We start from the raw sequence: 25277 nt of genomic DNA on the forward strand, positions 1-25277 counted from the left end.
CCGCGTCCGTCTAGAGCAGTACGAGGTCGTCGGCGTGGACCAGCTCGCGACGCTGCTCGGGCGGCAGGTCGCGGGTCCGGCGGCCGATCATGTGGGGCAGCTCGCTGCTGTCGTAGGAGACGACGCCGCGCGCGACGGGCCGCCCGCCGGGGGCGAGCAGCTCGACGACGTCGCCGGCGTCGAAGTCCCCGGAGACGCCGTGCACCCCGGCCGCGAGCAGCGAACGGCGCCGCCTGCGCACGGCCTCGACGGCGCCGGCGTCGAGGTCCAGGGCGCCGCGCACGTCGGCGGCGTGGCGCAGCCAGAAGCGTCGCGCGCTCATCCGGGTGCCGGCGGCGCGGAACGCGGTGCCGACCTTCGGACCGTCCTCGGTGGACACCAGCGCGTCGGCGATCCGCTCGGCGGAGGTCAGCAGCACCGGGATCCCGGCCGCCGACGCCGTCGCCGCCGCCGTGACCTTCGTGGCCATGCCGCCGGTGCCCAGGCCCGACCCGGGCCGGGTGACGCTCACCCCCGCCAGCTCGGCCGGGTCGTCCACCTCGGTGATCATCGAGGTGCCGGGGTCGCGCGGGTGGCCGTCGTAGAGGCCGTCGACGTCGGAGAGCAGCACCAGCGCGTCCGCGCCGACGATGTGCGCGACCAGCGCGGCGAGCCGGTCGTTGTCGCCGACCCGGATCTCGGCGGTCGCGACGGTGTCGTTCTCGTTGACCACCGGCAGCGACCCGAGCTGCAGCAGCCGCTCCAGGGTGCGCTGGGCGTTGCGGTAGTTCGAGCGGCGGATCATGTCGTCGGCGGTGAGCAGGACCTGCCCGATGCCCTGGCCGTGCCGGGCGAACGACGCCGAGTACGCGTGCGCGAGCAGCAGCTGCCCCACCGACGCCGCGGCCTGCTGGGTCGCGAGGTCCCGCGGGCGCCGGCGCAGCTGCAGCGGGGCGAGCCCGGCCGCGATGGCCCCGGAGGAGACGAGCACGACCTGCGCGCCGACCTCGCGGCGCGTCATCAGGGCGTCGACGAGCGCGTCGAGGCGGGCCGGGTCGAGCCCGCCGGTGAGGCTGGTCAGCGACGACGAGCCGACCTTGACCACGATCCGCTTCGCCGCACCGAGTGCGGCGCGGGTGCTCACGCCCGTCTCACTCCTCGATCTCGTGGTCCGAGGAGTAGCGGGCACCGGCCGCGAGCTCGGCGTCGGACAGGTGCTCACGGCGTGCGCCGCGGGCGCGCTTGCGCTCGGCCGCACCGACGCGCTCGTGGTTCTCCAGGCGGACGTCGGTACCGCGGCCGGTGAGCAGCGCCGCGATCCCGGCCGGGGTGGACGGCTCCCAGTCGAAGGTGACGTCGCCGATGGTGACCGGGCAGCCGGGGAGCGCCCCGGCCTTGGCCAGCGCCTCCTCGACACCGAGGCGGGCGAGCCGGTCGGCGAGGTAGCCGACGGCCTCGTCGTTGTCGAAGCTGGTCTGGCGGATCCACCGCTCGGGCCGCTCGCCGCGCACGACGAAACCGCCCTCGATCTGCGGGTCCGCGCCGATGGTGAACCCGGAGTCGTCGACGGCGCGCGGGCGCAGCACGATCCGGCTCGGCTCGGCCTCCGGACGGGCGGCGCGGGCCGCCGCGACCCGCTCGGCCATCGCGAAGCCGAGCTCCCGCAGCCCGGCGCGGGAGGCGGTGGAGATCGCGAACACCGGCCAGCCGAACCGTTCGGCGATCTCGTCGCGGACGATGTCGACGAGGTCCGCCGCGTCCGGGACGTCGACCTTGTTCAGTGCGACGAGCCGGGGCCGCTGGTCGATCCGCTCCCCCAGCGCGCTGGTGCCCAGCGCCTCGGCGTAGTGGGCGAGCTCGGCCTCGAGCGCCTCGATGTCGGACACCGGGTCGCGCTCGGTCTCGAACGTCGCGCAGTCCACGACGTGCACCAGCACCGAGCAGCGCTCGATGTGCCGCAGGAACTCCAGGCCCAGGCCGCGTCCCTCGGCGGCGCCCGGGATCAGCCCGGGGACGTCGGCGACGGTGAAGGTGTCGTCGCCGGCGCTGACCACGCCGAGCTGGGGCACGAGCGTCGTGAACGGGTAGTCGGCGATCTTCGGGCGGGCCGCGGACATGGCCGCGACCAGCGAGGACTTGCCGGCGCTGGGGAACCCGACGAGGCCGACGTCGGCCAGGCTGCGCAGCTCCAGGGTCAGCTCGACCTCGTCGCCGGGCTCGCCGAGCAGGGCGAAGCCGGGCGCCTTGCGGGCCGCCGACGCGAGCGCGGCGTTGCCGAGCCCGCCGCGGCCGCCCTCGGCCGCGACGTAGCGGGTGCCGGGCCCGACCAGGTCGGCGACGACCTCGCCGCGCCGGTCGAGCACGACGGTGCCGTCCGGGACGCGCAGCTCCAGGTCGGGGGCGTTGGCGCCCTGCTTGAACGCGCCCTGGCCCTGCGTGCCGCTCTTCGCGACGGCGCGCGGCCGGTGGTGGTAGTCGAGCAGGGTGTGCACGCCCGGGTCGACGACGAGCACGACCGACCCGCCCCGGCCGCCGTTGCCGCCGTCGGGGCCGCCGAGCGGCTTGAACTTCTCGCGGTGCACCGAGGCGCAGCCGTTGCCCCCGGCTCCCGCGGTCGCGTGCAGCACGACGCGGTCCACGAACCGGGACATGACGGTGCTCCTCTCGGGTGGTGACACGACGAACGGCGGGCCCCCCGGTTACCGGGGTGACCCGCCGTCGGCGTCGCTGTGCTGGCGGGTCGCTCAGACCTCGGCCGGCACGATGTTGACGGTCTTGCGGCCGCGCTTGGAACCGAACTCGACGGTCCCGGCGGCGAGGGCGAACAGCGTGTCGTCCTTACCGCGCCCGACGTTCACACCCGGGTGGGTGCTGGTGCCGCGCTGGCGGATGAGGATCTCGCCGGCCTTGACGGTCTGGCCGCCGAAGCGCTTCACGCCCAGGTACTGGGGGTTCGAGTCGCGACCGTTGCGGGAGCTGGACGCACCCTTCTTGTGTGCCATGACGCAGGCTCCTTACTTGCCGATCGCGGTGACCTGGACCTTCGTCAGCGGCTGACGGTGCCCCTGACGCTTGTGGTACCCGGTCTTGTTCTTGAACTTGTGGATCCGGATCTTCGGACCCTTGGTGTGCTCGACGACGGTGGCGGTCACCGCGGAGGTGAGGCCGCTGACGTCGGTGGTCACCTGGTCGCCGTCGACGAGCAGCACGGCGGGCAGGCTGATCTCGGCGCCGGGCTCACCGTCGATCTTCTCGACGGTGACCACGTCGTCGACGGCCACCTTGTACTGCTTGCCGCCGGTCTTGACGATCGCGTACATCGCTGACGCACGACTCCTGAACATCGGGGGCGCACCGGGTGCGCTCGGGTCTTCACAGCTCGCGCCGGTCCCGGCGCGCACACCACTACCCAGTATCGACTCGCACGAGACGCGCGGGGCCGTGGCTTCTGTCGGTCAAGGGTACGCGACCCCGCCGGAGGTCCTCCGACGGGGGTCGCGCTCACCCCCCGTCCTGGGGCGGGCCCGCCGGGCGGGACGCCGCCCGGCGCGGACGGCGGGTTCGGGTGACGACCGCACCGGGTTCCGGCTGCGCGGGCACGGCCGTGGCCGCCCCCGCCCCGGCCGGTTCCGTCGCGGGCGTCTCCGGCACGGAGCCGGTCGTGATGACCACCGGGTCGCCCCCGCGGACGGGGGCGCCGGCGGAGCGGCTGACCCGGCGACGGCGCGGCGCCGGACCGGCGTCGTCCGTCACGGGGGTCTCCGCGGTCTGCGGGGTCTCCGCGGCCGGTGCGGCCGCCGGCTCGGCGGTCTCCGCGGCGGGGGCCGGGGCGTCCACGGGGTCCACGGCGTCCGGGGACTCCGGGACCGTGCGGGTCGCCTCGGCCACCGGGGCCGACGAGCCGGTCAGCGCGCCCCGGGGCTCGGCGACGACGGTGTCGTCGTCGGCCGGCTCGGGGGCGGGTGCGGCGTCGGTGACGGTCGTGTCGGCCGTGGCGGGCACGGACACACCGGTGTCCCCCGCGGCCGCGCCGTCGTCGCCGGGGGCACCGCGGCGCGCGGCGACGGCCGCGACGCCCGCGGCGGCCGACGCGGTGTCCACCGCGCGCTCGCCGCCGCTGCCGGAGTCCTCGGCCGGGCCGCTGCCACCGCCGGACCCGTTGCCGGGGTTCCCGTTGCCGGAGCCGTTGCCGGAGCCGTTGCCCGCGTCGGCGTTGCCGCCGCCACCGCGACGGCGCCGGCGGCGTCCGCCGCCCTCGCCGTCACCGTTCTGGGAGCCGTTCGGGGACCCGTTCTGCGACGCGCCGGCGTGGGAGCCGTTCCGGTCCCCGTTCGGCGACCCGTCCTTCGCGCCGTCCTTCGAGCCGTCCTTGGAGCCGTTGCCGTTGCGGCCGCCGTGCTGGTGCTCGCCCGCCGGCTCGGTGGACACGATCACCCCGCGTCCGCGGCAGTGCTCGCAGGTGGTGGAGAAGTGCTCCAGCAGCCCGCCGCCGACCCGCTTGCGGGTCATCTGGACCAGGCCGAGCGAGGTCACCTCGGCGACCTGGTGCCGGGTGCGGTCCCGGGCCAGGCACTCGGTGAGGCGGCGCAGCACCAGGTCCCGGTTCGCCTCCAGCACCATGTCGATGAAGTCGACGACGATGATCCCGCCGATGTCGCGCAGCCGGAGCTGGCGGACGATCTCCTCGGCCGCCTCCAGGTTGTTGCGGGTGACGGTCTCCTCGAGGTTCCCGCCGGACCCGGTGAACTTGCCGGTGTTGACGTCGACGACGGTCATCGCCTCGGTCCGGTCGATCACCAGCGTGCCGCCCGAGGGCAGCCACACCTTGCGGTCGAGCGCCTTGAGCAGCTGCTCGTCGATGCGGTGGTCGGTGAAGACGTCGGTCGGGCCGGTGTGGCGGTGCATCCGGTCGGTCAGCTCCGGCGCGACGTGGGACACGTAGCCGGAGACGGTGTCCCAGGCGTCGGAGCCGGACACGATCAGCGTCGAGAAGTCCTCGTTGAACTGGTCGCGCACGACCTTGACCAGCATGTCCGGCTCCTCGTAGAGGAGCGTGGGTGCCTTGGGCGCGCCGGGGCCGGTCTTGGCGGCCTTCTCCCTGACGACCTCCCACTGCGCCTGCAGGCGGCGGACGTCGCGCTCCAGGGCGTCGTGCGAGACGCCCTCCGACGCCGTCCGGATGATCACCCCGGCGTCGGCCGGGACGATCTCCTTGAGCATCTCCTTGAGGCGCTTGCGCTCGGTGTCGGGCAGCTTGCGCGAGATGCCCGCGGCGCCGCCGGAGGGCACGTAGACCAGGAAGCGGCCGGCGAGGGAGATCTGCGTGGTCAGCCGGGCGCCCTTGTGCCCGACCGGGTCCTTGGTGACCTGGACGAGCACCTGGTCGCCGGAGGACAGCGCCTGCTCGATCTTGCGGGCCTTGCCGTTGAGCCCGGCGGCGTCCCAGTCGACCTCGCCGGCGTAGAGCACGGCGTTGCGGCCGCGGCCGATGTCGACGAACGCGGCCTCCATCGACGGCAGCACGTTCTGCACGCGGCCGAGGTAGACGTTGCCGACCATGCTCGGGCCGGCCGCGCCGGAGCCGGTGATGAAGTGCTCGACGAGGATGCCGTCCTCGAGCACGCCGATCTCGGTGCGGTCGGACCGCTGCCGGATGACCATCTGGCGGTCCACCGACTCGCGGCGGGCCAGGAACTCCGACTCCGACAGGATCGGCGGGCGACGGCGGCCGGCGTCGCGGCCGTCGCGGCGGCGCTGGCGCTTGGCCTCGAGCCGGGTGGAGCCACGGACACCCTGGACCTGGTCGTCGGACGACGGGCCGGAGTCGCTGCGCGCCTCGCGCACCCGGGTGACGGTGTTCGGCGGGTCGTCCTCGGAGCGGTCCTCGACGTCGGACCCCCCGCGGCGACGGCGGCGGCGCCGGCGGCGGGACCCGCCGCCGGACTGGTCGTCGGAGTCCGACGCCTCGCCCGCGTCGTCGGCGGAGTCCTGCTCGTCGTCGCCGTCGGTGCCCGCGGCGTCGGCGGACCCGTCGGTGGCCTCGTCGCCGGACTCGTCGGTGCCGTCGTCGGTGCCGTCCTCGCCGCCCTTGCCGCGGCCGCGGCCGCGACGGCCCCGGCGACGGCGGCGGCGGTTGCCGTCGTCGTCACCGTCGTCGTCCCCGGTGTCGGCCCCGGTGTCGGCACGGTCGGCGCCGTCGGACCCGTCCTGCGCGTCGGACCCGGCGTCACCGGACCCGCCGGTGGTGTCGGACGCCGCGGCGTCGGCGGGCTCCGCGTCACGGTCCTTGCGACGGCGCCCGCGACGGCCCTTGCGGCCCTCGCCGTCGGACGCCTCGGAGCCGTCCGCCCCGTCGGTGCCCTCGGCGGCCGGGGCGCCGGTCGCGCCGGGGGCCTGGAACATCGGGACCGCGAAGACCGGGGCGAGGGCCGGGGCGGCCTCCCGCCCGGCGGGGGCGCTCCCGAACGCCGCGGCCGGGGCGTCGGCGGCGGGGTCGGCGGAGGGGTCGATCTCGAGCACGGCGAGCGCCTCGGTCACCGCCGGGTCGGCCGCGGCCGGCTCGGCGGGGATCTCGGCCGCACCGCCCGCGCTGCCCGCGCCGTCGGCACCGCCGGGTGCCGGGCGCAGCGCGGCGACGACCTGCTCGGCCGTCACGCGGGTGATGCTCGACTGGACGCTGCGGACCTCCTGGCCCAGGTCGGCCAGTGCCTGCAGGACCTCGCGGCTCGCGGTGCCCAGCAGCTTGGCCAGGGCGTGCACCCGCATCTTCTCCGGCAGGTCGGAGAGCCCGCCGGTGTCACCGGCGGGCGTGTCGTTCACGGACATTCAGCTCCTTCGCCCCCGGGCGCCTCGCGTCGGAGGCGGCCGCGCAGGGACCTTGCGCGTTCTGTTTCCGCAGCTCGCGCGGGTTGCGCGGTGCGGCACATCTGGTGTCGCTCCCCGGGCGTCCGGGGCTGGTGCTCGACGCCGGACCGGAGGCGTGCGTGCCGTCCGGGTCAGGATCCGTCCGGCCGGGCCCGGGTCGCCGGGACCGCACCGAGCGGGTCCACCAGGTCGCCCCCGTCGTCGAGCAGGCCCTGCGCCAACCGGGTGGCCGTCACCGGTACCGGCGGCGCCAGGTCTGCGACGACGGTGAGCGCGCCCAGTACGTCATCGGGTCGGACGGTCGGTGTCGTCAGCCGTACGACCGCCGTCAGTATCGCACAGTCGGTGACCGGGACCGGGTGACCCGCCGACCCGGACGGGTCGTGATCGCCGGGAGTGGCGTTCACCTGCGGTTCGACGGACAGAGTGACGACGGCCGCACGGACGTCGATCTCCTTGCGCCCGGACGGCGTGACCCGGGTCACGACGACGGACTCCTCCGCGAGGAACCGCTCGACCGCCGCGGCGACCTCGGCCGCGGGCACGCCGCGGACCTCCAGGCGCCACCGGCCGGCGTCGATCCGGTCGGCGAGCGCGGGCGGCGCCGCGGTGACGGCGGCGACGACGTCGAGCCCGTCGGGCAGCGCGCGGTCCATCGCGGCCCGGACCAGCTCCGGGTCGACCTCGCGGGTCAGGCCCATCTCGACGTACTCGGCCTCGCTGGCCGCGCCGGTCGGGGCGGCCCCCACCCAGGACAGCCGCGGGTGCGGGCTGAACCCGTGCGAGTGCGCGACCGGGACGCCGGCGCGCCGCACCGCGCGCTCGAAGCTGCGGGCCACGTCGCGGTGGGACAGGAACCGCAGCCGGCCGCGCTTGGCGAAGCGCAGGCGGACCCGCTGCACCGTCGGGGGTGCCGGGTTCGCCGCCGCTCCTGCCTTCACGCGTGCCATGGCCGGTGAGTCTAGAAGGGCGCGGCCCGCCCGCTGCCGCCGCCGTGCACACGCACCGGCACACGCACTGCGGGCACCGTGGCGCGGTCCCGCCCGCCGAGAGGAGCCCGCCATGTCATCCGCCGGTACCGCACCCGACCCGACCGCCCTGCGCCCGGCCCACCGCGCCGTGTGGGCCTCCGGGGACTACGCGGCCGTCGCCGCCACGCTGATCCCCGGGCTCGGCGCCGAGCTGGTCGAGGCGACCGGCGTCGCCGCGGGCGAGCAGGTGCTCGACGTCGCCGCGGGCACCGGCAACGCGGCGGTCCCGGCGGCGCTGCGCGGCGCGGACGTGATCGCCGCCGACCTCACCCCCGAGCTGCTCGCGGCGGGCGCCCGGGCGGCCGCCGATCGGGGCGCCGAGCTGGAGTGGGTCGAGGCCGACGCGCACGACCTGCCGTTCCCCGACGCCGCGTTCGACGTCGTGCTGTCCTGCGTGGGCGTGATGTTCGCGCCCTACCACGAGCGGGCGGCCGCGGAGCTGCTGCGCGTCTGCCGGCCGGGCGGGCGGATCGGCCTGCTCAACTGGACGCCCGAGGGCTTCGTCGGCGGACTGTTCGCCACGCTGGGCCCGTTCGTCCCCGCCCCGCCGCCCGGCGCGACGCCCGGGGTGCGCTGGGGCACCGAGGAGCACCTCGCCCGGCTGTTCGGCGACGGGGTGCGGGACCTGCGGGCCCGGCGCGCCACCGTCCGGTTCGACGTGGTCGCCGACCCCGCCGGGTTCCGCGACTGGTGGAAGCAGAACTACGGCCCGGTCGTCACCGCCTACGCCCGCCTCGCCGACGACCCGGAGCGCACCGCCGAGCTCGACGAGGCGTTCGCCGCCTACCTGGACCGGACCCGCGCGGGCGACCACTGGGACGCGGAGTACCTGCTCGCCACGGCCGTGCGGACCTGACTGCAGGGGCCGAACGGCCGGTCCCCGACCGGCGGTGACGGTGGGATCCTGACCCCTCCGTGTGGGAGGGGGCGCCGCCATGACCGTCGTGCGGCTGCTCGGCCCGCCCCGCACCCTGGTCGCGGAGCCGGTGCGGGGCCGCAAGCCGTGGGCCCTGCTGGCCCTGCTGCTCTGCACGGCGGGCCCGGTTCCCCGCTGCCGTGCCGTGGGGATGCTGTTCCCCGACGCCGAGGACCCGGCGGCCGCGCTGCGCTGGACGCTGAGCCGGGCGCGCCGCGCCGCCGGCGGCACGATCCGGATCGGCGGGGACCCGCTGCGCGTCGAGCCGGTGCCGGGCACCGTCGTCGACGTGCTCGACGTCCTGGCCGGGCGCCGCCCGGCCGGCTGGCCGCTCGACGAGGCGACCCTGCCGCTCCTGGAGGGCTGCGAGCCCGACGTGCCGGAGTTCGCGGCGTGGCTGCACGGCCGCCGTCTCGACCTGGCCCGGGCCGGGCTGCGGCTGCAGGAGGCCGGGTCCTACTGCTCGAGCACCAGCAGCGCGTCGCCCGCCGGGCGGAACCCGGCCCGGCGGTAGAACGCGGCGCTGCCCGGCGTCGGCGCCAGCATGAGCCGCCGGTAGCCGCGGGCCCGGGCGTGCGCGACGACGGCGGACAGCAGCGCCCGCGGCACCCCCGCCTCGGCGAACGCGGCCAGCACGAACGCGTTGCCGACCTGGCCGGTCCGCCCGCCGCGCCCGCCGGGGCGCGGCATCTGCACGGTCTCCAGCACGTTGACCGACCCGACCGGGGTCCAGCCGGCGCGGTCGCTGCCGGCCTCGGCGACCCAGAACGCGCGCCGCGGCTGCTCGACCCGCCACCAGGCGGCGAAGGCCTCCTCGAAGGCCGGGTCGTCGACCGGGCGGCCCGCACGCTCCTCGAGCCACTGGCGGCGCAGCCGGGCCAGGCCGGCGACGTCGCGCTCGTCGGCGACCCGCACCCGCAGGCGCCGCCCGCCGTACTCCCAGGTCGAGGTGTCGGCGACGGCCGGGTCCGGGATGGAGGACAGTCCGTTCTCAGTCACCCGGGTGTGCGCCCCCGAGCGCCCCCGCGGACGCCGTCGGGTTGACCACGGTGAGCGGCAGCAGGGTCGTCCCGCTGGGGCCGACCTCGATGTCGGTGCCGGTGGACGGGCAGACACCGCAGTCGAAGCACGGCGTCCAGCGGCAGTCGTCCTGCTCGCGGCCGTCCAGAGCGTCCTGCCAGTCCTCCCAGAGCCAGTCCCGCTCCAGCCCGGAGTCGAGGTGGTCCCACGGCAGGATCTCCTCGGCGTCGCGCTCGCGGGTGGTGAACCAGTCCAGCGACACCCCCTGCGGCTCCAGCGCCTGCGCGGCGGAGTCGACCCAGCGGCGGTAGGAGAAGTGCTCGGACCAGCCGTCGAACCGGCCGCCGTCGCGCCAGACCTTCTCGATGACGGCGCCGACCCGCCGGTCGCCCCGGGCGAGCAGTCCCTCGATCAGCGACGGCTCGCCGTCGTGGTAGCGCATGCCGATGTTGCGCCCGATCCGCCGGTCGGAGTTCACCGCCTCGCGCAGCTTGCGCAGCCGGGAGTCGACGACCTCGGGGTGGCACTGCGCGGCCCACTGGAACGGGGTGTGCGGCTTGGGCACGAACCCGCCGATGGAGATGGTGCAGCGCACGTCGTTGCGCCCGGACGCCTCCCGGCCCGCCTTGATGACGCGGTGCGCCATGCCCGCGATCTCCAGCACGTCCTCGTCGGTCTCGGTGGGCAGCCCGCACATGAAGTAGAGCTTCACCTGCCGCCAGCCCTGGGAGAACGCCTCGGCGCAGGTCCGGATCAGGTCGTCCTCGGAGACCATCTTGTTGATCACCCGGCGGATGCGCTCGGACCCGCCCTCGGGGGCGAAGGTCAGCCCGGAGCGGCGGCCGTTGCGGGAGATCTCGTTGGCGAGGTCGATGTTGAACGCGTCGACGCGCGTGCTCGGCAGCGACAGCGAGGTGTTGGTGCCCTCGTAGCGGTCGGCGAGGCCCTTGGTGATCTCGGCGATCTCGGAGTGGTCGGCGCTGGACAGCGACAGCAGGCCGACCTCGTCGAAGCCCGAGGCGCGCACGGCCGCGTCGACCATCTCGCCGACCCCCTGCAGCGACCGCTCCCGCACCGGGCGGGTGATCATGCCCGCCTGGCAGAACCGGCAGCCGCGGGTGCAGCCGCGGAAGATCTCCACGCTGGCCCGCTCGTGGACGGTCTCGGCCAGCGGGACCAGCGGCTTCTTCGGGTACGGCCACTCGTCGAGCTCGATGGTGGTGCGCTTCTGCACGGTGGCCGGGACGCGCTCGTCGGCCGGGGTGACGGCGTCGATGTGGCCGTCGGGCCGGTAGGTCACGTCGTAGAGGGAGGGCACGTAGCAGCCGGGCGTCGCGGACAGGCGCAGCAGCAGCTCGCGCCGCCCGCCCGGGCGCCCCTGCGCCTTCCAGTCGCGCACCACGTCGGTGATGTCGCCGACGACCTCCTCGCCGTCGCCCAGCGCGGCGACGTCGACGAAGTCCGCGACCGGCTCCGGGTTGAACGCGGCGTGCCCGCCCGCGACGACCACCGGGTGGCTCTCGTCGCGCCCGGACGCGTGCAGCGGGATGCCCGCCAGGTCCAGCGTGGTGAGCAGGTTGGTGTAGCCCAGCTCGGTGGAGAACGAGACGCCGAGGACGTCGAAGTCGCCGACGGCGTGGTGGGCGTCGACGGTGAACGCGGGGACACCCGACTCGCGCATCAGGGCCTCGAGGTCGGGCCAGACCGCGTAGCAGCGCTCGGCCAGTGCGTCGGCCCGCTCGTTGAGGACCTCGTAGAGGATCTGGACGCCCTGGTTGGGCAGGCCGACCTCGTAGGCGTCCGGGTAGAGCAGTGCCCAGCGGACGGCCGCGGAGTCCCACGGCTTGACCTGCGAGTTCCCCTCACCGCCGACGTACTGCACCGGCTTGGCGACGCGGGGCAGGATCGGTTCCAGGGCGGGGAAGACGGAGGTGGGTGCCACGCTGAACCAGGGTAGCCACGTCCGATCCGGGCGAACCGGCGGGTGGTGTACGACCGAACCCCGGCCGTGGAACCCGAGGAGTACACCGACGTCGGCGCGGTCCGGCTGTGCCACCAGTCCTTCGGGGACCCGGCCGACCCGGCGGTGCTGCTCGTCATGGGGCTGGGCCTGTCGATGGACTGGTGGCGCGACGGGTTCTGCACCGGGCTGGCCGGGCGCGGGTTCCACGTCGTGCGGTTCGACAACCGCGACGTCGGCCGCTCCACCCATCTGTCCGGCCCGGGCATCTCGGCCTGGGGGTTCCTGACCCGGCGGGCCCGGCCCGTCTACACCCTCGCCGACATGGCCGACGACGCCGGCGGGCTGATCGCGCGCATCGCGCCCGGCGGTGCGCACGTGGTCGGCGCCTCGCTGGGGGCCTCGATCGCGCAGGAGACCGCGATCCGCCACCCCGGCCTGGTCCGCTCGCTCGTCTCCGTGATGGGCCGCCCCGGCGACGGGACGGGCCGCACCGCCCCGCGGATGGTGCCGGAGTTCCTGCGCCCACCCCCGCCGGACCCGGTGGAGGGCATGGTGCGCTCGTTCCGCCGGATCGGCTCGGCCGGGCGGACCGCCGGCGACGACGAGGACGTCCGCGTCACCGTCCGCCGCGCGCTGGCGCGCGAGACCGGGGACGGCAGCGGGGCCGGGCGTCAGCTCGCCGCGATCGTCGCCGAGCGGGACCGGACCGCGGACCTGGCCGCGCTGCGGTGCCCGGCGCTGGTGCTGCACGGTGCCGCGGACCGGATCATCCGACCCGACGGCGGACGGGCCACCGCCGCGGCGATCCCCGGCGCCGAGCTGGTCGAGGTCGCCGGAATGGGGCACGACCTGCCGCGGTGGGTGTGGCCGCAGCTGCTCGACGGGATCGCGCGGACCGCGGCGCGGGCGCACGCCCGCTGACCGGTCAGGACCGGCGCAGCGCGGCCCGGGTCGCGTCGTCGGCCGGGAGGAAGGTCTCCAGTGCCAGCTCCGCGAGCGTCACGTCGTGCGGCGCGCCGAAGGTCGACACCACCGAGTGGAACCGCAGCGTCGCGCCCGCGGCGTCGAGCACCAGCGGGAGCAGCACGTCCGACCCCGGCGAGGGGAGCGCGGACTCCGCCGGCGCGGGGTAGCCGCGGCACTCGGCGAGCAGGGCGACCAGCCGCGGGTCGGCGGTCATCCGGACCTGCCGTTCCAGCCGGTGCAGCAGGTGCCCGCGCCACTGGGCGAGGTTGCGGATGCGCGGGGCGAGCCCGCCGGGGTGCAGGCAGGCGCGGTGCACGTTGAGCGGCGGCCCGGCCGCCTCCGGCGCGAGGTCCGCGACGAGCGCGCCCGCGGCGCGGTTGGCGAGCAGCACGTCGCCCCAACGGTCGACGACCAGCGCCGGGAACGGGTCGTGCGCCGCGACCAGGCGGTCCAGCGCGTCGCGGACGGGCGCGAGGTCCGGGTCGTCGAGCGGGCGCTCGGCGTAGGCCGGGGCGTACCCGGCGGCGAGCAGCAGGGCGTTGCGCTCGCGCAGCGGGATCTCCAGCGCCTCGGCCAGCGCGCCCAGCAGCTCGCGGCTCGCGCCCGAGCGGCCGGTCTCGACGAAGCTCAGGTGCCGGGTCGAGACGCCGGCGGCGAGCGCGGTGTCCATCTGGCTGCGGCGGCGCCGGGCCCGCCAGAACCGCAGCATCTCCCCCGGTCCCGCGGTGCGGGCGGGACGGGCGTCGGCTCCGGTCACGCCGCCGACGCTAGCCGGGCGCGCGCACCGCGACGACTACCCCGCAGGTAACGGACCTCCGTTACCCAGGAGGTCATCGCCGCCGGTACCCGGTCCGGCGCAGGCTCGGAACCGTCCACGACGGACCCGACCAGGGAGACCCGATGACCGACTACACCGCCCTCGCCGAGCGCTACGTCGCCGCGTTCAACGAGACCGACCCGGCCGCGCGCCGGGCCCGCGTCGCCGAGCTGTTCACCGACGACGCCCGCTACACCGACCCGCTCGCCGACGTCGCCGGCCACGACGGCGTCGACGGCTTCCTCGCCGCGGCCCAGCAGAAGCTGGCGGGGTGGGAGTTCCGGCTGCTCGGCGACGTCGACGCCCACCACGACCGGGCGCGGTTCCGCTGGCAGGCCGCGCCCCCGGAGGTCCACGCGGCCGGGTCGGAGGCGCCGGTCGTCGGGTTCGACGTCGTCGTCACCGACGGCGAGGGCCGCATCGCGCAGGTGCACGGCTTCCTGGACCGCTTCCCGGCGTGACCGGGACGGCTCAGTGGACGACCGGGCCCGCGGACGGGCCCGGCGTCCCCTGCGCCCACGGCGGCGGCGGACCGGTCCGGGTCCGCCGCCGCGGCACGACGAACGCCGCGACGGCCAGCAGACCGGCGAGCAGCGCCCCGTACTGCAGGCTCAGCAGGTAGCCGAGACCACGGCCCAGCGCGAACGGCGCCTGCGGGTCGAACAGCGTCGCGGCCGTGGCGAGGGCGAGCAGCACCGCCCCGGTCAGCGGCGCCGCCGGGGAGTGGCGCCCGGCCAGGACCACACCGCCCAGCAGCACCCCGCCGACGGCCAGCAGGCCCGTGCCGGCGGGGACCCGGTCCAGGTCCATGCGCATCATCGACTCGTAGGCGATGCCCATCCCGCGCCCGGCGACGACGAGCGCCGCCCCCGTCCCCACGAGCCCGACCAGGATCCCCACGATGTGCCGCACGACCGCCCCCGCTGCGCCGATCCGCCGATCCGGATGGATCGGGCGAACCGGACGCTATCAGCGCTTCCCGCCGGGCAGGGCCAGTCGGTTGATCGTGCCCAGGACCTGCATGTACTGCGTCCACAGCGGCCCGCTCGTGTACTCCAGGCCGTACTCGCGGCAGAGCTCGCGCACCTCGGGCGCGATCTCGGCGTAGCGGTTGCTGGGCAGGTCCGGGAACAGGTGGTGCTCGATCTGGAAGCTCAGCTGGCCGGTCATCAGGTGGAAGAACCGGCCGCCGTCGAGGTTCGCCGAGCCCAGGAGCTGGCGGACGTACCACTCGCCGCGGCTCTCGTCCTCCAGCTGCTCCTCGGTGAACTGCACCGCACCGGTCGGGAAGTGCCCGCAGAAGATGACCGCGTGCGACCAGACGTTGCGCACCAGGTTCGCGGTGAGGTTGCCGGCGAGGACGGGCAGGAAGAACGGTCCGGCCAGGGCCGGGAAGGCGACGTAGTCCTTCAGGATCTGGCGGCCGGTCTTGCGCCCGATCGACTTGATCTGCTGCCACACCCGGCTCAGCGGCTTCTCCCCCGCCACGACCTTCTCGACCTCGAGATCGTGCAGCGCCACGCCGTACTCGAAGAACAGGCTGAGCAGCAGGTTGTAGACCGGATTGCCCAGGTAGTACGGGGTCCACCGCTGCTCCTCGGACAGGCGCAGGATCCCGTACCCCACGTCGCGGTCCTTGCCGACGACGTTGGTGTAGGTGTGGTGCATGTAGTTGTGGGAGTGCTTCCACTCGGCCGAGGACGAGACGTTGTCCCACTCCCAGGTCGACGAGTGGATCTTCGGGTCACGCATCCAGTCCCACTGGCCGTGCATGACGTTGTGCCCGATCTCCATGTTCTCGAGGATCTTGGCGATCGAGAGCAGGGCGGTGCCGGCGATCCAGGCCGGCGGCAGGACACCGGCGAACAGCAGCGCGCGGCCGCCGATCTCGCAGGCCCGCTGCTTGCGGATGACGCCGCGGATGTACTCGGCGTCCGAGGCGCCGCGCTCGGCGAGCACACGGTCGCGGATCGCGTCGAGGCGGCGGCCGAGCTCCTCGATCTGCTCGGCGGTCAGGTCGGTGGTCGCGGCCACGTCCTCGCGGCGCGAGGACGGCACGAGCTCCAGCACCGGGCGCTGCGGGTGCTGCTCGCGGCCGGTCTCCTCCGGGCCGGGCTCGGCGTGCGCGGGGTTCTCCAGGACGGCGGTCATGGTGACCTCCTTCGGTCGGAGTCGGTGGGTCAGGGAAGGTCGATGCGGGCGGGGCCGCACGCGGAGTTGATGCAGGTCTGGACCAGGTCGCCGGGCTCGCCGTGCGCCTCGCCGGTGCGCAGGTCGCGCACCCGGCCCTCGCGCAGCGGCAGCACGCAGCCGAAGCAGATGCCCATCCGGCAGCCGCTGGGCATGAGCTTCCCGGCGGCCTCACCGGCCTCCAGCAGGCTCTGCCCGGGCTCGACCTCGACGGTGTCGCCGCCGAGGTCGACGGTGCCGCCGGTGCCCTCGGCCGCCCGGGCGGGCGGGGTGAAGCGCTCGGTGACGACGCCCTCCCAGCTCTGCTCGACGGCGTCGAGCAGGCCCTCGGGGCCGCAGGCGTACACCGCGCGCCCGGCCCGGTCGGGGACCAGGGCGTCGACGGCGTCCGGGTCGAGCCGGCCGGAGACGGCGCTGTGGTGCAGCACCACCCGCAGCGACGGGTGCCGCGCGGCCAGGCCGGCCAGCTCGGAGCGGAAGATGGTGTCCTCGGCGGTGCGGGCGGCGTGGACGAGCACGACGTCGGGCATCGTGCCGGCGCGGTCCAGCGTGCGCAGCATGCCCATGACCGGGGTGATGCCGCTGCCCGCGGTGACGAACAGCAGCCGGTCCGGCAGCGACCCGGGCAGGGTGAACTCCCCCGCCGCCTGCTCCAGCTCGACGATCGTGCCGATGGGCAGGTCCCGGACCAGGATCGGCGACACCGCGCCGCCCTCGACCTCCTGCACCGTGACGGTGAGGTGGTCGGCACCCTCGGGGCCGGACAGGGAGTAGCTGCGCTGCAGCCGGACGCCGTCGACCTCGACACCGATGCCGACGTACTGGCCGGCGCGGTGGCCGGCCCAGGCCCGGCCGGGCTCGATGGTCACCGAGACGGCACGGCCGGTCTCACGGCGGCGGGCGACGACCCGGCCGCGCAGCGACGTCGTCGACCACAGCGGGTCGACCAGGGTCAGGAAGTCCTCGGGCAGCAGCGGCGTGGTCAGTGCGCCCGCGGCGGCCAGCAGGCCCCGGCGGCGCGACGTCGTGCCAGGAGCGGATCGGAACATGACATCGACTGTGCCCACTCTGATGTCACATTGCAAGCCAGCTTCTCTGATTCCTGTGTCACATGATCGCCTGCTAGGCTTTGTGTCATGGTCGAGGACCCCGAGCTGGAGGGCTGGAGCACCATCGACGAGCTGGCGCGGTCCAGCGGCGTGACGGTGCGCAACATCCGGGCGTACCAGTCGCGCGGACTGCTGCCCCCGCCGCAGGTCAAGGCCCGGACCGGCTACTACGGCCCGGGCCACGCCGCGCGGCTGGAGCTGATCAAGGACCTCCAGGACGAGGGCGTCAAGCTCGACACCATCAAGAAGCTCCTCGACACCACCGGCGGTTCGACCGAGCAGGTCGTGCAGTTCATCCGCACCGTCCGCGAGCTCTTCGCCCCCGAGGACCGGCAGATGGTCCACCTCGCCGAGCTCGCCCAGCGCTACGAGACGACCGACACCACGCTGGCCCGGCGCGGGGTGAGGATGGGCCTGCTGCGCGAGGTCGGCGAGGACACCTTCGAGGAGATCAGCCCGCGGCTGATGAACGCCGCGGCCGAGCTGACCGGGCTGGGCATCCCGATCAACCGCTCGCTCGACGTGGTGGAGCAGCTGCGCAAGCACGCCGACGCCGTCGCCAAGCTCTACGTCGACCTGTTCCTCGGCGAGATCTGGCAGCCCTTCGACGCCGAGGGCCGGCCCGACGACCAGTGGCCGCGCGTCTACGAGACGATCGAGCGGATGCGCCGCATCTCCGGCGAGGTGATGATCGCGGTGCTGGAGCTCGCCGTCGCCGAGCGGGTGGACGTCACGTTCGGACGCGACATCGTGCGCAACGTGCGCACGAGCAGCGCGTCGGCCGCCCCCGCCGAGCCCGCCCCCGCCGAGCCCGCCGACGGCGACGCGGCGACGGACCCGTCCGCCTGAGCCGCCGCGGCGGCCGCGGTCAGCTCAGCAGGCCCGCGGTCCGCAGCGCCGCGCGGACGTCCTCGTGGTGCCACTCGTCCAGCGGCACCAGCGGCAGCCGGATGCCGCCCGGCATCAGGCCCAGCTCGGCCAGCGCCCACTTCACCGGGATCGGGTTGGGCTCGGAGAACAGGGCCGCGTGCAGGCCGGCGAGGTCGGCGTCGAGAGCGGACGCGGTCTCGGCGTCCCCCGCGACGGCGGCCTTGCACATCCGGGCCATCGTCTCGGGGGCGACGTTCGCGGTCACCGAGATGTCGCCGTGGAACCCGGCGAGCATCGAGGCGCGGGCCGTGCCGTCGTCGCCGGAGTAGAGCGCGAAGTCCTCCAGGCCGAGCGCGACGAGCTCGCGGACCCGGTCGAGGTCCCCCGCGGCCTCCTTGAGCCCGACGATGTTCGGGATCTCGGCGAGCCGCGCGACCGTGGAGGGCAGCATGTCGCAGGCGGTGCGGCCGGGGACGTTGTAGAGGTACTGCGGGATGTCGACGGTCTCGGCGATCCGCTTGAAGTGCTGGTAGAGCCCCTCCTGCGGGGGCTTGTTGTAGTACGGCGTGACGAGCAGCGCGCCGTCGGCGCCGGCCGCGCGGGCGGCCCGGGTGAGGTGGATCGCCTCGTCGGTGGAGTTGGCGCCGGTGCCGGCGATCACCGGGACGCGGCCGTTCGCGACCTCGATGGTGCGGCGCATGACCTCGGTGTGCTCGAGCACCGACAGCGTCGAGGACTCCCCGGTCGTGCCGACCGAGACGATCGCGGCCGTCCCGGCGTCGATCTGGCGCTCGACCAGCTCGCCGAGGGCCGTGTGGTCGACGTCGCCGCTGTCGTGCATCGGGGTCACGATCGCGACGATGCTTCCGGTGATCATGCCGGGCCTCCCTGGTACCGCTGCTCCTGCCGGTGGCGACGGTAGCAAGCGGGAGCGGGTCCGCCGGTGCCGGTTTTCCGCTCAGCCCAGGGCGACTCGGACCGGCTGCACCGCGCGTGCGGTGCGGCGCACCGCCTGGACCAGGATCAGCGCGGCCGCGACCAGGGCGACCGCCGCGATCACCAGCGGGCGGTCGTTGACGCTGATCGCGACCAGCGCCCAGCACAGCGCCGCGGCGAACCCGGCGAAGCCCGCGGTGGACCCGATGACCGACAGGGCGACCGCGGTGAGCACCACGAGCAGCAGGATCCCGGCGACCTGGGGCAGCGCCCCGTCCGGGGGCAGCCCGACCGCGACCCCGGCGACCATGACGGCGATGACCGTCGCGGCGCTGACCCAGCCGAGGTAGAGGGCCAGCGGCAGCCGCATCGCCAGCCGGTCGCCCCAGCCGTCGGCGACGGTGTGCGACAGGCGTGCGTGGACCACGGCCAGCACGACCAGCAGCCCGACCAGCACGACCTGGGCGGTCACCACCCAGCCCTGGGTGAAGGCGAGGATCCAGAGCGGGTTGAGCACGGCCGACGCCGCCACCCACCAGCCGATGCGCCGGTGCACGGAGCGCCCGCGCTGCCCGGGCAGCAGGGCGTAGCCGGCGTACACGAGCACGCCCAGGTAGATGAGACCCCAGATCGAGAACGCGTACCCCGCGGCGTTGATCGGGGTCGGGAACTCCCCGGCCACGGCACCGATCGACGACGACCCGACGGCCGAGACGAGCACCTGCAGGATCGCCAGCACGGCCACGACGACACCCCGGACGAGGTCCGCGGTCGTCGGGCGCGGGGTGAGCACGGTCATGGCCCACATGGTGGCCCGCCCCGGCGGGCTCTGCCATCCGGCCGACGGGGGTATCCGATCTTGGCGTGATCCCCTCGCCGGACGCGACGGCCCGCACCGGGACGGCGTCAGTCCAGGGGCAGGTGGAACAGGTGCACGTCGCGCGGGTCGCCCGGGGCGACCCGCACCCCGTCGGGGAGGCGGCCGTACTCGACGAAGCCGCGGGCCGCGTAGAACGCGGGCAGCGGTGTGCCGCCGCGCGCGCCGAGGGTGAGCACCGCGACACCGGCCGCGCGGGCCTCGGCGACGGCCGCGTCGAGCAGCACGGTGCCCAGCCCGCGTCCCTGCAGGTCGGGGCGGACCATCAGTCGCTGGACGTCGGCGCGGTGGGCCGCGATGCCGGTGTTCGGCACCAGGAAGACCGTCCCGAGCGGGGCCGTCTCCTCCCCCGCCACGAGCATGCGCGACGACCCGGCGCGGACGGACTCGATCGTCTCGGCCGCGAGGGCGCGGATCTCGTCCTGGTCCCAGCCGGGCACGAAGTCCACGGCGCCGCCGGCCTCGGTGACGGCGATCCACAGATCACCGAGCGCGGCGGCGGCGCCGGGACGGGGGTCGACGACCCGGCGGACGGCCGGGACGTCGCGGGTCACAGGTTCGGGAACCAGAGCTTGATCTCCCGGTCGGCCGACTCCGGGGAGTCCGAGCCGTGCACGAGGTTCGAGCCGGTCTCCAGGGCGAGGTCGCCGCGGATGCTGCCGGGGGTGGCCTTCTCCACCGGGTCGGTGCCGCCGGCGACCTGGCGCCACGCGGCGATGGCCCGCGGGCCCTCGACGACGGCGGCCAGCACGGGCCCGGAGGTGATGAAGGAGAGCAGCTCCTCGAAGAAGGGCTTGCCGTCGTGCTCGGCGTAGTGCTGGGCGGCCAGCTCGCGGTCGACGGTGCGCAGGTCCAGGGCGACCAGGTCGAGGCCCTTGCGCTCGATCCGCGAGACGACCTCGCCGACGAGCTTGCGCGCGACGCCGTCGGGCTTGACCAGGACGAGAGTGCGTTCAGTCACGCGCGACAGGGTAGCGACGGCGGTGTGACGGCCCCGCACCCACCGTCACTCCTGCTGCTGCGACGGCAGCGTCCCGGCCGCCATCCGGCGCGCCACCTCGCGGCGCATCCAGACCAGCACCGCCCACACCAGGATGAACACCACCGCCACGACGACCAGCGACGACAGGAACACCACCGCCGCCACCAGCAGCAGCACCTGCAGCGCGAGCGCGGCGCCGAGCCCCCACGGCCGTCGCTGCAGGCCGGAGGCCACGATCATCGCCACCGCGATCCCCGCGACCACGCCGAAGCCGAGCGCGGTGGAGCCGCTGCCGAAGCGCGGGAGCACCAGCAGCGCGAGCAGCACGACGATCGCCTCGAGGACCAGCGTCGCGGCGAACACCCCGCGGGCGCCCTTCATCGGGTCCGTCGGCGGGGGCCGCACCCCCTCGGGCACGCCCGGGATCCCGCTCACTCCGGCTCCTTCCCCAGCAGCGTCCGCGCCTCGCCGACGGTGACCACGGACCCGGTGACGACGACGCCGACCCCGGACCCGCCCGCCTCCTCGGCGATCTCGCGGGCCTGCTCGACCGCCGCGGCGAGCGACGGCTCGACGCTGACCCGGTCGGCCCCGAAGACCTCGGCCGCCAGCGCGCCCAGCTCGTCGGGGTCCATCGCCCGCGGCGACGAGTTCGTGGTCACCACGACCTCGTGCAGGGCGGGCTCGAGCCCCTCCAGGATGCCCCGCGCGTCCTTGCCGCGCAGCACGCCGACCACGCCGACCAGGCGGGTGAAGCGGAACTCCGCGCCGAGCGCGGTGGCCAGCGCCTGCGCACCGGCCGGGTTGTGCGCGGCGTCGAGCAGCACGGTGGGGCGGTCCGGACCGCCCTCGACCGGTTCGAGCCGGCCCGGCGAGCGGACCGAGGCGAACGCGGCGCGCACCGCGTCGGGGTCGAGCGGCTGTGCGGTGCCCGCCCCGACGAGCGCCTCGGCGGCGGCCAGCGCGACCGCCGCGTTCGACGCCTGGTGCTCGCCGTGCAGCGGCAGGAAGACGTCGTCGTAGCGGCCGGACAGGCCCTGCAGCTCCAGGCGCTGCCCGCCGACGGCGACCTCGCGCTCGACGACGCCGAACTCCGCGCCCTCGCGGGCGACCTGCGCCCCGACCTCGGCGCAGCGCTCGATGAGGATCTCGGCGACCTTGCGGTCCTGCGCGGCGAGGACGGCGACCGAGCCCTCCTTGATGATCCCGGCCTTCTCCCGGGCGATGTCGAGCACGTCGTCGCCGAGGTACTCGGCGTGGTCGACGCCGATCGGCAGGATGACGGCCACGGCGGCGTCGGCGACGTTCGTCGCGTCCCACCGGCCCCCGAGCCCGACCTCGACGACCGCGGCCTCGACCGGGGCGTCGGAGAACGCCGCGAACGCCATCGCGGTGAGCACCTCGAACTTGCTCAGTGCGGGCGCCTCGCCGCGCTGCGCGTCGACGAGCTCGACCAGCGGCTCGACCTCGCGGTAGGCCGCGACGTAGCGCTCGGGAGTCACCGGGCGGTTGTCCAGGTTGATCCGCTCGGTGGCGCGCTGCAGGTGCGGGCTGGTGTAGCGCCCGGTCCGCAGGCCGACCTCGCTGAGCAGCGCGTCGACCATCCGCGACGTCGACGTCTTACCGTTGGTGCCGGTCAGGTGCACCACCGGGTAGCCGTGCTGGGGGTCGCCGAGGGCGTCGCACAGCGCCTGCATGCGCTCCAGCGACGGCTCCATCACCGACTCCGGCCAGCGCCGGTCCAGTGCCGCGTCCACGGCGAGGAACTCGGCGTAGCCGGTGACGGTCGACTGGGCCGGGACGACGTCGGGGTCGCCCCCGCCGCGGATCTCGTCCAGCACGGCCGCGATCACGGCCTCCTGGGCGTCGCGCTCCGGCGCCTCCGCGGCCCCGTCGCGGGCCGCGGCGTCGGAGCGGTCCCCGTCGCTGTCGTCGCCGTCCCTGTCGTCGCCGTCGTCGTCGCCGTCGTCGGTCCCGGCGGGCGCCGGGGTGGCGCCGTCGGACTCCCCGAAGCCGCCCTCGGCCCACCGGTCCCCGCCGTAGACGGGCGAGTCCTCCTCGGTGAAGTCGTTCCCGAGGTCGTGCTCGTCGTACTCCCTGGCCACGGCGGGATCAGGCCTCCGGGAGCGCGGCGAGCCGCGCGGTGATGCGGTCGATGTCGGCGACGGCGGTGGCGTGCCGGGCACGGATGCCGTCGACGACCTCGGCCGGGGCCTTCTCGGTGAACTTCGGGTTGCCCAGCTTCCGGTCCGCCTGGTCGCGTTCCTTCTCCGCCGCGGCCAGGTCCTTGCCGAGGCGGGCCCGCTCGGCGGCGACGTCGATCGCCCCGGAGGTGTCCAGCTCGACGGTGACCGGGCCACCGGCCGTCGCGACCTCGAAGCTCGCGGTCGCGGCGAAGTCGTCACCGGCCGGGTCGAGCCGGTTGAGGAAGCGCAGCGACCGCTCGTGCGCGGCCAGCCCGGCGGCGTCGAGACCGGTGAGCCGGGCCGCGACGGCCTTGCGGTCGGGCAGCCCCTGCTCGGTGCGGAACCGGCGGACCTCGGTGATGACCTTCTGCGCGTCGGCGACCCGGGCCGCGGCGGCCGCGTCGACCGGCGCGCCGGTACCCCCGGCCGTGGGCCAGGCCGCGGTCACGACGGTCTCGCCGCCGGTCAGCGCGGTCCACAGGGCCTCGGTGACGAACGGCGCGATCGGGTGCAGCATCCGCAGCAGCGCGTCGAGGACGTGGCCGAGCACCGCGCGGGTGCCGGGCTCGGTCGCCGGGTCGTCGAGCTGGGTCTTGCACAGCTCGACGTACCAGTCGGCCAGCTCGTCCCATGCGAAGTGGTAGAGCCCCTCGGTGGCCTTGGCGAACTGGTAGCCGTCGAGCAGCTCGTCGGTCTGCGCGCGGACCTCGGCGAGGCGGCCCAGGATCCAGCGGTCGGCGTCGGTGCGCAGCTCCGCGGCGGGCAGCGGCAGGGCCGGGTCCGCCCCCTTCGCCAGCGCGAACCGGGTGATGTTCCACAGCTTGGTGGTGAAGTTGCGCGACCCCGCGACCCACTCCTCCGACAGCGACATGTCGGTGCCCGGGTTCGAGCCGCGGGCGATGGTGAACCGCAGCGCGTCCGCGCCGTAGTCCTCGATCAGCGCCAGCGGGTCGATGACGTTGCCCTTGGACTTCGACATCTTCTTGCCGTGCTCGTCGCGGATGAGCCCGTGCAGGTAGACGTCGCGGAACGGCGCCTTCCCCATCACGTAGGTGCCGAACATCATCATCCGGACGACCCAGAAGAACAGGATGTCGTAGCCGGTGACCAGCACCGAGTTCGGGTAGTAGCGCTCCAGGTCCGGGGTCTCGTCCGGCCAGCCGAGCGTGGAGAACGGCCACAGCCCGGAGGAGAACCAGGTGTCGAGGACGTCCGGGTCCTGGCGCCAGCCCTCGCCCGACGGCGGTTCCTCGTCCGGTCCGACGCAGACGACCTCGCCGTCCGGGCCGTACCAGACCGGGATGCGGTGCCCCCACCACAGCTGACGGCTGATGGTCCAGTCGTGCATGTTGTCGACCCAGTCGAAGTACCGCTTGGCCTGCTCCTTCGGGTGCAGGACGGTCTCGCCGGAGCGGACGGCCTCCCCCGCCGAGCGGGCCAGCGGCTCGACGTGCACGAACCACTGCAGGCTCAGCCGCGGCTCGACCGGGACGCCGGTGCGCGAGCAGTGCCCGACCGAGTGCAGGTAGGGCCGCTTCTCGGCGACGATGCGGCCCTGCGCGCGCAGCTCCTCGCGGATCGCGGTGCGCGCCTCGAAGCGGTCCATGCCGTCGAAGCGGGTGCCGGTCCCGGTGATGGTGCCGGTCTCGTCCATGATCGTCGGCATCGGCAGGTCGTGGCGACGGCCGACCTCGAAGTCGTTCGGGTCGTGCGCCGGGGTGATCTTGACCGCGCCGGAGCCGAACTCGGGGTCGACGTAGTCGTCGGCGACGACCGGGATCATCCGCCCGGTGATCGGCATCTCGATCTCGGTGCCGACCAGCGCGGCGTAGCGCGCGTCGCCGGGGTGCACGGCGACCGCGGTGTCGCCCAGCATCGTCTCGATCCGGGTGGTCGCGACGACGACTGAGGCGTCGCCGTCGCCGTAGCGCATGGAGACGAGCTCGCCCTCGGTCTCGATGTGGTCGACCTCGATGTCCGAGATCGCCGAGCGCAGCGCCGGGGACCAGTTGACCAGGCGCTCGGCCCGGTAGATCAGGCCGTCGTCGAACATCTTCTTGAAGACGGTCGCGACCGCGCGCGAGAGGCCCTCGTCGAGGGTGAAGCGCTCGCGCGACCAGTCCACGCCGTCGCCCAGGCGCTCCATCTGCCCGAGGATCGAGCCCCCGGACTCGGCCTTCCACTCCCAGACCTTCTCGACGAACGCCGCGCGGCCGATCGCGTGCCGGTCCGGCTCGCCCGCGGCGGCCATCCGCCGCTCGACGACCGACTGCGTCGCGATGCCGGCGTGGTCCATGCCGGGCAGCCACAGCGCGTCGTGGCCCTGCATCCGGGCGCGGCGGGTCAGCACGTCGATGAGCGTGTGGTCCATCGCGTGGCCCAGGTGCAGGCTGCCGGTGACGTTCGGCGGCGGGATGACGATGCAGAACGGGTCCTTGCCCGACGACGGGTCGGCCCGGAAGTACCCGGCGTCGACCCAGCGGCGGTACATGTCGCCCTCTACCTCGCCCGGGGTCCACTTCGCGGGCAGGTCGGCGGTACGCGCTGGCAGGGTCTCGGTCACATGTCAAG

General features: G+C 74.9%; 24 protein-coding genes. 5 read left to right on the top strand and 19 right to left on the bottom strand.

Going from position 1 to position 25277, the window contains the following annotated elements; all coding sequences use genetic code 11:
- Positions 1 to 10 precede the first annotated feature (10 nt).
- The 6 genes from proB to WJX68_RS08730 all read right to left on the bottom strand — a co-directional run bounded on the left by proB (position 11) and on the right by WJX68_RS08730 (position 7793).
- On the bottom strand, positions 11 to 1123 hold the full coding sequence (gene proB, locus WJX68_RS08705; RefSeq protein ID WP_340287830.1) for a glutamate 5-kinase: 1113 nt from the start codon (positions 1121 to 1123) through the stop codon (positions 11 to 13).
- A gap of 7 nt (positions 1124 to 1130) precedes the next feature.
- Positions 1131 to 2630, bottom strand: a complete 1500-nt coding sequence (gene obgE / locus WJX68_RS08710) for a GTPase ObgE (RefSeq protein WP_340287832.1) — start codon at positions 2628 to 2630, stop codon at positions 1131 to 1133.
- Between the two features lie 93 nt (positions 2631 to 2723).
- Entirely contained in the window at positions 2724 to 2981 is a 258-nt protein-coding gene (gene rpmA / locus WJX68_RS08715; RefSeq protein ID WP_340287834.1) for a 50S ribosomal protein L27, read from the bottom strand.
- A 12-nt stretch (positions 2982 to 2993) separates the two neighbouring features.
- Complete coding sequence (gene rplU / locus WJX68_RS08720) at positions 2994 to 3299, bottom strand: 50S ribosomal protein L21 (RefSeq protein ID WP_340287835.1); 306 nt, start codon at positions 3297 to 3299, stop codon at positions 2994 to 2996.
- 181 nt (positions 3300 to 3480) lie between these two features.
- Positions 3481 to 6804 carry a translation initiation factor IF-2 N-terminal domain-containing protein gene (locus tag WJX68_RS08725; RefSeq protein ID WP_340287837.1) on the bottom strand — a complete coding sequence of 1108 codons (3324 nt, stop codon included), beginning with the start codon at positions 6802 to 6804 and terminating at the stop codon, positions 3481 to 3483.
- Between the two features lie 170 nt (positions 6805 to 6974).
- The gene (locus WJX68_RS08730; RefSeq protein WP_340287839.1) at positions 6975 to 7793 is read right to left on the bottom strand and encodes a TIGR03936 family radical SAM-associated protein; all 819 of its coding nucleotides are present in this window, start codon (positions 7791 to 7793) and stop codon (positions 6975 to 6977) included.
- A gap of 112 nt (positions 7794 to 7905) precedes the next feature.
- On the opposite strand from WJX68_RS08730, the gene WJX68_RS08735 reads away from it, so the two are divergent.
- Positions 7906 to 8730: a class I SAM-dependent methyltransferase gene (locus WJX68_RS08735; RefSeq protein ID WP_340287841.1), complete on the top strand. Its 825-nt coding sequence runs from the start codon at positions 7906 to 7908 to the stop codon at positions 8728 to 8730.
- Between the two features lie 79 nt (positions 8731 to 8809).
- Entirely contained in the window at positions 8810 to 9304 is a 495-nt protein-coding gene (locus tag WJX68_RS08740) for an AfsR/SARP family transcriptional regulator (protein ID WP_340287843.1), read from the top strand.
- On the opposite strand, the gene WJX68_RS08745 is transcribed toward WJX68_RS08740, so the two are convergent.
- Together WJX68_RS08745 and WJX68_RS08750 are read right to left on the bottom strand one after the other, a co-directional pair.
- Complete coding sequence (locus WJX68_RS08745) at positions 9247 to 9789, bottom strand: GNAT family N-acetyltransferase (RefSeq protein WP_340287845.1); 543 nt, start codon at positions 9787 to 9789, stop codon at positions 9247 to 9249. The two genes, WJX68_RS08740 and WJX68_RS08745, sit on opposite strands and share 58 nt — an antisense overlap.
- Positions 9782 to 11752 (bottom strand): TIGR03960 family B12-binding radical SAM protein, encoded by a 1971-nt coding sequence (locus WJX68_RS08750; protein ID WP_340287847.1) that lies wholly within the window; start codon positions 11750 to 11752, stop codon positions 9782 to 9784. The genes WJX68_RS08745 and WJX68_RS08750 overlap by 8 nt, the downstream gene beginning before the upstream one ends.
- Positions 11753 to 11794: 42 nt before the next feature.
- Here WJX68_RS08750 and WJX68_RS08755 point away from each other — a divergent pair, with 42 nt between their 5' ends.
- Positions 11795 to 12694 (top strand): alpha/beta fold hydrolase, encoded by a 900-nt coding sequence (locus WJX68_RS08755; RefSeq protein ID WP_340287849.1) that lies wholly within the window; start codon positions 11795 to 11797, stop codon positions 12692 to 12694.
- Positions 12695 to 12698: 4 nt separating this feature from the next.
- Here WJX68_RS08755 and WJX68_RS08760 read toward each other — a convergent pair whose 3' ends face one another.
- Positions 12699 to 13496, bottom strand: a complete 798-nt coding sequence (locus tag WJX68_RS08760) for a helix-turn-helix domain-containing protein (protein WP_479692288.1) — start codon at positions 13494 to 13496, stop codon at positions 12699 to 12701.
- Positions 13497 to 13639: 143 nt separating this feature from the next.
- Here WJX68_RS08760 and WJX68_RS08765 point away from each other — a divergent pair, with 143 nt between their 5' ends.
- Positions 13640 to 14017 (top strand): nuclear transport factor 2 family protein, encoded by a 378-nt coding sequence (locus WJX68_RS08765; RefSeq protein WP_340287851.1) that lies wholly within the window; start codon positions 13640 to 13642, stop codon positions 14015 to 14017.
- 10 nt (positions 14018 to 14027) lie between these two features.
- Here the strand turns inward: WJX68_RS08765 and WJX68_RS08770 are convergent, their stop codons facing one another.
- The 3 genes from WJX68_RS08770 to WJX68_RS08780 are packed head-to-tail and all read right to left on the bottom strand — an operon-like array spanning position 14028 to position 16795.
- A complete protein-coding gene (locus WJX68_RS08770) occupies positions 14028 to 14468 on the bottom strand; it encodes a hypothetical protein (protein ID WP_340287853.1) in 441 nt (146 codons plus the stop codon).
- 57 nt (positions 14469 to 14525) lie between these two features.
- A complete protein-coding gene (locus WJX68_RS08775) occupies positions 14526 to 15707 on the bottom strand; it encodes a fatty acid desaturase family protein (protein WP_340287856.1) in 1182 nt (393 codons plus the stop codon).
- 29 nt (positions 15708 to 15736) lie between these two features.
- The gene (locus tag WJX68_RS08780) at positions 15737 to 16795 is read right to left on the bottom strand and encodes a ferredoxin reductase (protein ID WP_340287859.1); all 1059 of its coding nucleotides are present in this window, start codon (positions 16793 to 16795) and stop codon (positions 15737 to 15739) included.
- Positions 16796 to 16882: 87 nt separating this feature from the next.
- On the opposite strand from WJX68_RS08780, the gene WJX68_RS08785 reads away from it, so the two are divergent.
- On the top strand, positions 16883 to 17704 hold the full coding sequence (locus tag WJX68_RS08785) for a MerR family transcriptional regulator (protein ID WP_340287862.1): 822 nt from the start codon (positions 16883 to 16885) through the stop codon (positions 17702 to 17704).
- Between the two features lie 19 nt (positions 17705 to 17723).
- Here the strand turns inward: WJX68_RS08785 and dapA are convergent, their stop codons facing one another.
- From dapA to WJX68_RS08820, 7 genes are all read right to left on the bottom strand, one after another.
- Positions 17724 to 18602 (bottom strand): 4-hydroxy-tetrahydrodipicolinate synthase, encoded by an 879-nt coding sequence (gene dapA / locus WJX68_RS08790; protein WP_340287865.1) that lies wholly within the window; start codon positions 18600 to 18602, stop codon positions 17724 to 17726.
- A gap of 81 nt (positions 18603 to 18683) precedes the next feature.
- Positions 18684 to 19460 (bottom strand): hypothetical protein, encoded by a 777-nt coding sequence (locus tag WJX68_RS08795; protein ID WP_340287868.1) that lies wholly within the window; start codon positions 19458 to 19460, stop codon positions 18684 to 18686.
- Between the two features lie 107 nt (positions 19461 to 19567).
- Positions 19568 to 20092, bottom strand: coding sequence for a GNAT family N-acetyltransferase (locus WJX68_RS08800; protein WP_340287871.1), 525 nt, complete (start codon positions 20090 to 20092; stop codon positions 19568 to 19570).
- A complete protein-coding gene (ndk, locus tag WJX68_RS08805) occupies positions 20089 to 20499 on the bottom strand; it encodes a nucleoside-diphosphate kinase (protein WP_340287874.1) in 411 nt (136 codons plus the stop codon). The genes WJX68_RS08800 and ndk overlap by 4 nt, the downstream gene beginning before the upstream one ends.
- Before the next feature lie 45 nt (positions 20500 to 20544).
- Positions 20545 to 20901, bottom strand: a complete 357-nt coding sequence (locus WJX68_RS08810; protein ID WP_340288544.1) for a DUF4233 domain-containing protein — start codon at positions 20899 to 20901, stop codon at positions 20545 to 20547.
- Between the two features lie 50 nt (positions 20902 to 20951).
- A complete protein-coding gene (locus tag WJX68_RS08815) occupies positions 20952 to 22349 on the bottom strand; it encodes a bifunctional folylpolyglutamate synthase/dihydrofolate synthase (protein WP_422785685.1) in 1398 nt (465 codons plus the stop codon).
- 283 nt (positions 22350 to 22632) lie between these two features.
- On the bottom strand, positions 22633 to 25269 hold the full coding sequence (locus WJX68_RS08820; protein WP_340287877.1) for a valine--tRNA ligase: 2637 nt from the start codon (positions 25267 to 25269) through the stop codon (positions 22633 to 22635).
- Positions 25270 to 25277 lie beyond the last annotated feature (8 nt).

Origin of the sequence: Pseudonocardia spirodelae (genome assembly GCF_037727765.1) — a bacterium.
GTDB classification, from domain to species: Bacteria; Actinomycetota; Actinomycetes; order Mycobacteriales; family Pseudonocardiaceae; genus Pseudonocardia; species Pseudonocardia spirodelae.

Coding starts and splice junctions, on each gene's coding strand:
- WJX68_RS08730 (WP_340287839.1), bottom strand. CDS start 7,793: ATGGCACGCGTGAAGGCAGGAGCGGCGGCGAACCCGGCACCCCCGACG.
- WJX68_RS08725 (WP_340287837.1), bottom strand. CDS start 6,804: ATGTCCGTGAACGACACGCCCGCCGGTGACACCGGCGGGCTCTCCGAC.
- WJX68_RS08775 (WP_340287856.1), bottom strand. CDS start 15,707: ATGACCGCCGTCCTGGAGAACCCCGCGCACGCCGAGCCCGGCCCGGAG.
- WJX68_RS08765 (WP_340287851.1), top strand. CDS start 13,640: ATGACCGACTACACCGCCCTCGCCGAGCGCTACGTCGCCGCGTTCAAC.
- WJX68_RS08740 (WP_340287843.1), top strand. CDS start 8,810: ATGACCGTCGTGCGGCTGCTCGGCCCGCCCCGCACCCTGGTCGCGGAG.
- obgE (WP_340287832.1), bottom strand. CDS start 2,630: ATGTCCCGGTTCGTGGACCGCGTCGTGCTGCACGCGACCGCGGGAGCC.
- WJX68_RS08785 (WP_340287862.1), top strand. CDS start 16,883: ATGGTCGAGGACCCCGAGCTGGAGGGCTGGAGCACCATCGACGAGCTG.
- WJX68_RS08780 (WP_340287859.1), bottom strand. CDS start 16,795: ATGTTCCGATCCGCTCCTGGCACGACGTCGCGCCGCCGGGGCCTGCTG.
- WJX68_RS08735 (WP_340287841.1), top strand. CDS start 7,906: ATGTCATCCGCCGGTACCGCACCCGACCCGACCGCCCTGCGCCCGGCC.
- dapA (WP_340287865.1), bottom strand. CDS start 18,602: ATGATCACCGGAAGCATCGTCGCGATCGTGACCCCGATGCACGACAGC.
- WJX68_RS08810 (WP_340288544.1), bottom strand. CDS start 20,901: ATGAAGGGCGCCCGCGGGGTGTTCGCCGCGACGCTGGTCCTCGAGGCG.
- rpmA (WP_340287834.1), bottom strand. CDS start 2,981: ATGGCACACAAGAAGGGTGCGTCCAGCTCCCGCAACGGTCGCGACTCG.
- rplU (WP_340287835.1), bottom strand. CDS start 3,299: ATGTACGCGATCGTCAAGACCGGCGGCAAGCAGTACAAGGTGGCCGTC.
- WJX68_RS08795 (WP_340287868.1), bottom strand. CDS start 19,460: ATGACCGTGCTCACCCCGCGCCCGACGACCGCGGACCTCGTCCGGGGT.